This window comes from Stieleria sp. (assembly GCF_041595215.1).
Taxonomy (GTDB): Bacteria; Planctomycetota; Planctomycetia; order Pirellulales; family Pirellulaceae; genus Stieleria; species Stieleria magnilauensis.
The window spans coordinates 1-4,831 of sequence record NZ_JBFHKV010000670.1 but is presented as its reverse complement, the minus strand read 5'-3'; the positions used below and the strand labels follow the sequence as shown (position 1 = coordinate 4,831).

Genomic DNA, 4,831 nt, shown 5'->3' with positions numbered 1-4,831 from the left:
TTCGGGGTTGACGACCTTATTCCTTTGCGCTGGTTTCATTCCAGAAATGTCCGGCACCCGTTTCCCCGTTGCAGGACACGGTGCAAGAGATTGAAAATTGCAAAATGAAAACTTCCAATTGCAAATTTGCATTTTTCAATTTGCAATCTTCCGTCCGTCCAGATTCCTCACGACCCATCGTGTCTCGGCTGAAGCGAGGCCGAGCGGTGACGAAATCAAACGGAAGCGAAGTCGCGTAAACCGAACAGAGTGTCAACACCAACGTTTTAGCGGTCCAGGCTTGCGCCCTGCCGCTAACACCTCGTCAAACGCAGCGAATAAATGGCTTTGCGGAGGTGGCGCTGCGCTGACCTCCGGCTACTCGCTGCCATCCCTTGGGGAGACTCGGTTCGCTGGCGCGAACCGGCTGGCATCGGTTGGGGATACTACGATCGCTGACGTTCTCCCGGCTGATGTCGAACGATGATCAGCCGCTGAACGTCGTCCCAGTGGGAAGGGCTTCCAGCCTGTCGGGCGGGAGAGATGACAGGTCGAAGGCCGATCCCACGAAAGCGTCGTCTGGCGCTCAGGCAACCAGACGGAGTTTTTCGGCTTCTTGCTCTTTGGCCGCGCAGATGCCTTCGATGAACTCTTCGAAGATGCGGACGTCCAGCGCCGAGGCGGCGGCACATTCGGGGTGGAACTGGGTTCCGACCGCGAACCAATCCATCATTTCACTTTCGATGGCTTCGATCACACCATCGGGGCAGCGGGCGGTCACGCGGAAACCCGGTGCGACTTCGTCGATCGCCATGTGGTGGCGGCTGCTGACACAAATCTCACCGTCGCCAAAGACGCGGCCGACCAGCGAGTCACCTTCGACTTCCAGGGTGTGTCGGTGGTTGGGGTCATGGGGGTCCAAGTGCGGAACCGCCGCCGGCAAGTCTTCTTTGATGTGCAGGAACAGGTTGCCGCCCTGCTGAATGTTCAACAGTTGCATGCCGGCTCCGATCGCCAGCAACGGGATGCGACGCTCGGCGATTTCTGCGACCAACAGGCGGTCACTGGTTTCACGTACCGGATCCATCGGACGAACACTCGAATGCAACATGAAGCCGTCGTTGCGCGGATCCAGGTCTCCGCCACCGATCATCATGAAGCCTTCAACGTGATCCAGAACCCGGGCGATCGATTCGGGGTCGTCCATCGGAGGCACGACGACCGGAATGCCACCGGCCGAAAGAATCGATTGAAAATAGCCCGCCGCCAGATAGGCGAACCCGGGTTTGCTGCGGTCAGCAGCTTTAAAATCACAATTGATACCAATGATCGGCTTGGTAACCAGGGCTTCGTTTGACATCCGACGTTTCCTCATAAAAGTCGCAAAATCCAAGAATGACAACGCAGCCGCGTGCTGCGTCAAAAAATGGGTGCACGGTTACCTGGAAGAACGCCCCGCCACTTCGGCTCGACGCAAACAATGCGTCGGTCGGAGGTGACGGGAAGCAGGAAAACGCAGCGGCAAAGCGGTTGCGAGTGAACCGGGATTGCCAAACCGAACTGCCGAGTCGGGGTGAGTCCGCTGAACTCGATGAATAGAAGAGCGATAAGAATCCATCTTGGAATCCATAGTGATCGTCCTTAATCAGGACCGCCCCGGCGGTGTCGGCTCTGGGTCAGAGGCCGGCGACGTTTCGCAAGCCTCTCCGAGCGGTGCGAAAAGTAGCGGCATTTTTCACGGGTTCCAAACAATCTCTACATCTTGTGCAAACTGACGTGTGCTAGCACGACAGGCAGTGCTAGCAAAGCGCTTTTTTGCTATCAAAGCGGCGTTTAAAGGCGGATGGCTCCCGGAAGCAACCCGGTATCAACCCGGAATGCGACCGGAATGCCAGGCTGAACATCGTTTCCGCGGGATTGGCCCGTAGGCTCGCGCCAAACGGCTGATCATCAACTGACATCAGCCGGTTCGCGCCAGCGTCCGGGCGCCGCCGCTCTCAATCGACAAGGCTTTGACCAGCGCAAGGCCCGTAGGCTCGCGCCAAACGGCTGATCATCAACTGACATCAGCCGGTTCGCGTCAGCGTCCGGGCGCCGCCGCTCTCAATCGACAAGGTTCAAACCAGGACGAGACCCGTACGCTGACGCGAGACGGCGAATCCCACATGTGATCCGCTTCAACCAACCCAGGCCACCGGCGGCCTCCGCGACGCCTCTCCCTGAGAATGCTGCTGGGGTAGACTACCGCAACTCAGCTGGAACCGAGCGGAAGAGAATCAGGCCTGGCGATACAACCGACGAGAATTCAACCGAGAAGGAAACGCGTCCGTGAAATTTGAAAACGTTCGACTGGCGGCGATCGGCGCGTTGGTCCCCGACGAGGTTTGGTCGAGTGACCAGATCGAACAGCGTCTGCAACCGCTCTACCAGCGTCTGAAGCTGCCCGAAGGCCGACTGGAGCTGATGTCGGGAATCGCCCAGCGCCGTGTCTGGCCGGTGGGGACTGTCCCCAGTGGCCCCAGCATCGAAGCGGGGAAACTGGCCGTCCAGGCTGCCGGGCTGGGCGTCGAATCGATCGGCTGCCTGATCCACGCCAGCGTGTGCCGTGATTTCCTGGAGCCGGCGACGGCATCGCGGGTGCACCACGGGATCGGGCTGTCCTCGGATTGTTGGGTCTATGACGTTTCCAATGCCTGCCTGGGCCTGATCAACGGCGCGATTCAGATTGCGATGATGATCCAGAGCGGCGCGATCGATGCCGGGATTGTGGTGGGCACCGAAAACAGCCGGATGCTGCTCGAATCGACGATCCAGGCCCTCAACGGGGACACGTCGCTGCGGCGCAAGGACATCAAGGGCGCGTTTGCGTCATTGACGATCGGATCGGGCAGCTGTGCCTGGCTGCTGACCCACGAGCGTTTGGCGCCCGAGGCGACCGCGATCGAGGTCGGCATCGCCGAGGCCCGCACCCGGTTTCACGATCTGTGCGTCAGCGACAGCGACTCGGCCGGCGCGGCGATGCAACCGCTGATGGAGACCGATTCGGAGCAGCTGATGGCCGAGGGGATTGCCACGGGGGCGGCGGCTTTCGAGAAACTGCTGGCCGAAAGCGGCTGGGATCGCGGGTCGATCGAGCGAACGGTTTGCCACCAGGTCGGGACCCGCCATCGGGTGGCGATGCTGGAATCGATGGGGCTTTCCACCGAGCGGGACAGCGTTTCGTTTCCCCAGCTCGGCAACACGGGCTCGGTTGCCCTGCCGCTGACGGTCGCGTCGGCGGCCGAGCAGGGCGACCTGACGGCGGGGGACCGGGTAGCGATGTTGGGGATCGGGTCGGGGATCAACAGCGTGATGCTGGCGGCCCGCTGGGGCAGCACTGCGATCGCGGGAAACATCAAAGCGATTCAAAATGTCCCGTTGGCCTTGAAAATCCCGAGCTGAGCGGCGACACTCTGCCGCTTCCCAAAACCGACGCGCGACCGCCCTCGGAGAATCGTCTCTCCGGGTGAAATCAGCGGATCGCGCCGGCAGCGTTTCGATCGGTATCAATCCACCGTTCGTCCCGCAGCCCGACCCCTTTTATTGATCTGTAGCGGTCCACCCGCGGCTTGGTTTTATGCCGATCCGTCAGTGGGGCCGATTGCGGACACCCAGGAGAATCACCGTCTATGGCTCGTTACACCGGCCCTAAAGCACGCGTCAACCGTCGACTCGGCACCCTGATTTATGAAACCGCGGGTGCCGCTCGCGCCCTCGACCGCCGCAACACGCCGCCCGGGATGCATGTCCGCGGCCGTCGCCCGAGTAACTACGGTGCGGCATTGCAAGAAAAGCAAAAGATCAAGCACTATTACGGGTTGGGCGAACGCCAGCTGCGTCGCTACTTTGACGCCGTCGGTCGCAAGTCGGGCAACACCGGTGAGCTGTTGTTGCTGATGTGCGAGCGTCGGTTGGACAACGTGGTTCGCCGAGTCGGATTCACCAAGACCCGTCCCCAGGCCCGTCAAGGCGTCGCGCACGGCCACTTCCTGGTCAACGGCGTGAAGGTCGACAAGCCCAGCTACATCCTGCGTCCGGGCGACATTGTCGAAGTCCGCAATCGCGAGAACCTGAAGAACCTGTACCGGGGTGTGATCGCCAACGCGGCCCCCGATGCACTGGACTGGGTGGCGTTTGACAGCGAAAGCTTGAAGGCGACGATGCTGGGGTTGCCCGGTGCGAGCGACATCAGCTTGCCGGTCGACGCGAACGCCGTCGTCGAATTCCTGTCTCGTTAATCAAATCGGTGTGGCGTCCAGCTTGCCTTCACGGGGTTTCGCAGGCTGGAAGCATACGCCCATTTGCGGTTTGACAGTACAATTCAGCTTCCGTCGCGGACGCCTCGGCGTCCGTTCTTTTTTGCTCCGACGGTGGTCTTTGAAACCAACAGTCTTCCTCGCCAATCGAATAGAGAAAAATGCATTGTCCCGTTGTTGTCTTGGGCGGTGGTCCCGGTGGTTATGCGGCCGCGTTTCTGGCCGCCGATGAAGGATTGGACGTCACCATTGTCGAAGCGGAACCCCGGCTCGGCGGGACCTGCTTGTTGCGTGGATGTATCCCCAGCAAGGCGCTACTGCACGTCGCCAAAGTGATCCACGAAGTGGACGACTTGAGAGCCAATTGGGGCGTGGAATACTCCGGCAAGCCGACGATCGACATCGACAAGGTGCGGGCCCGCAAGGACCAGGTGATTTCCAACCTGACCGGCGGACTGGGCAATCTGGCCAAGCGTCGCAACGTCACCGTGATCCAAGCCCGCGGCAGCTTTGTCAACTCGACCACGTTGCAATTGGAAGGCGACCACGAATCGATT

The 4,831-nt window shown here is 60.5% G+C and carries 4 protein-coding genes; 3 read left to right on the top strand and 1 reads right to left on the bottom strand.

Annotated elements, in window-relative coordinates; translation table 11 throughout:
• Positions 1-565 precede the first annotated feature (565 nt).
• Positions 566-1,339: a gamma-glutamyl-gamma-aminobutyrate hydrolase family protein gene (locus ABX749_RS22165; RefSeq protein WP_372897901.1), complete on the bottom strand. Its 774-nt coding sequence runs from the start codon at positions 1,337-1,339 to the stop codon at positions 566-568.
• A gap of 968 nt (positions 1,340-2,307) precedes the next feature.
• Between ABX749_RS22165 and ABX749_RS22160 the strand changes: the two genes are divergently transcribed.
• From ABX749_RS22160 to ABX749_RS22150, 3 genes are all read left to right on the top strand, one after another.
• Complete coding sequence (locus ABX749_RS22160) at positions 2,308-3,420, top strand: 3-oxoacyl-ACP synthase III (protein WP_372897900.1); 1,113 nt, start codon at positions 2,308-2,310, stop codon at positions 3,418-3,420.
• A 227-nt stretch (positions 3,421-3,647) separates the two neighbouring features.
• Positions 3,648-4,256: a 30S ribosomal protein S4 gene (gene rpsD / locus ABX749_RS22155; protein WP_095741361.1), complete on the top strand. Its 609-nt coding sequence runs from the start codon at positions 3,648-3,650 to the stop codon at positions 4,254-4,256.
• 179 nt (positions 4,257-4,435) lie between these two features.
• Positions 4,436-4,831: FAD-dependent oxidoreductase (locus ABX749_RS22150; protein ID WP_372897899.1), on the top strand; the 396-nt coding region annotated here is incomplete at its 3' end.

Excerpts from the sequence above, each read along its gene's own strand:
- ABX749_RS22165 (WP_372897901.1), bottom strand. The coding sequence starts at position 1,339 with ATGTCAAACGAAGCCCTGGTTACCAAGCCGATCATTGGTATCAATTGT.
- rpsD (WP_095741361.1), top strand. The coding sequence starts at position 3,648 with ATGGCTCGTTACACCGGCCCTAAAGCACGCGTCAACCGTCGACTCGGC.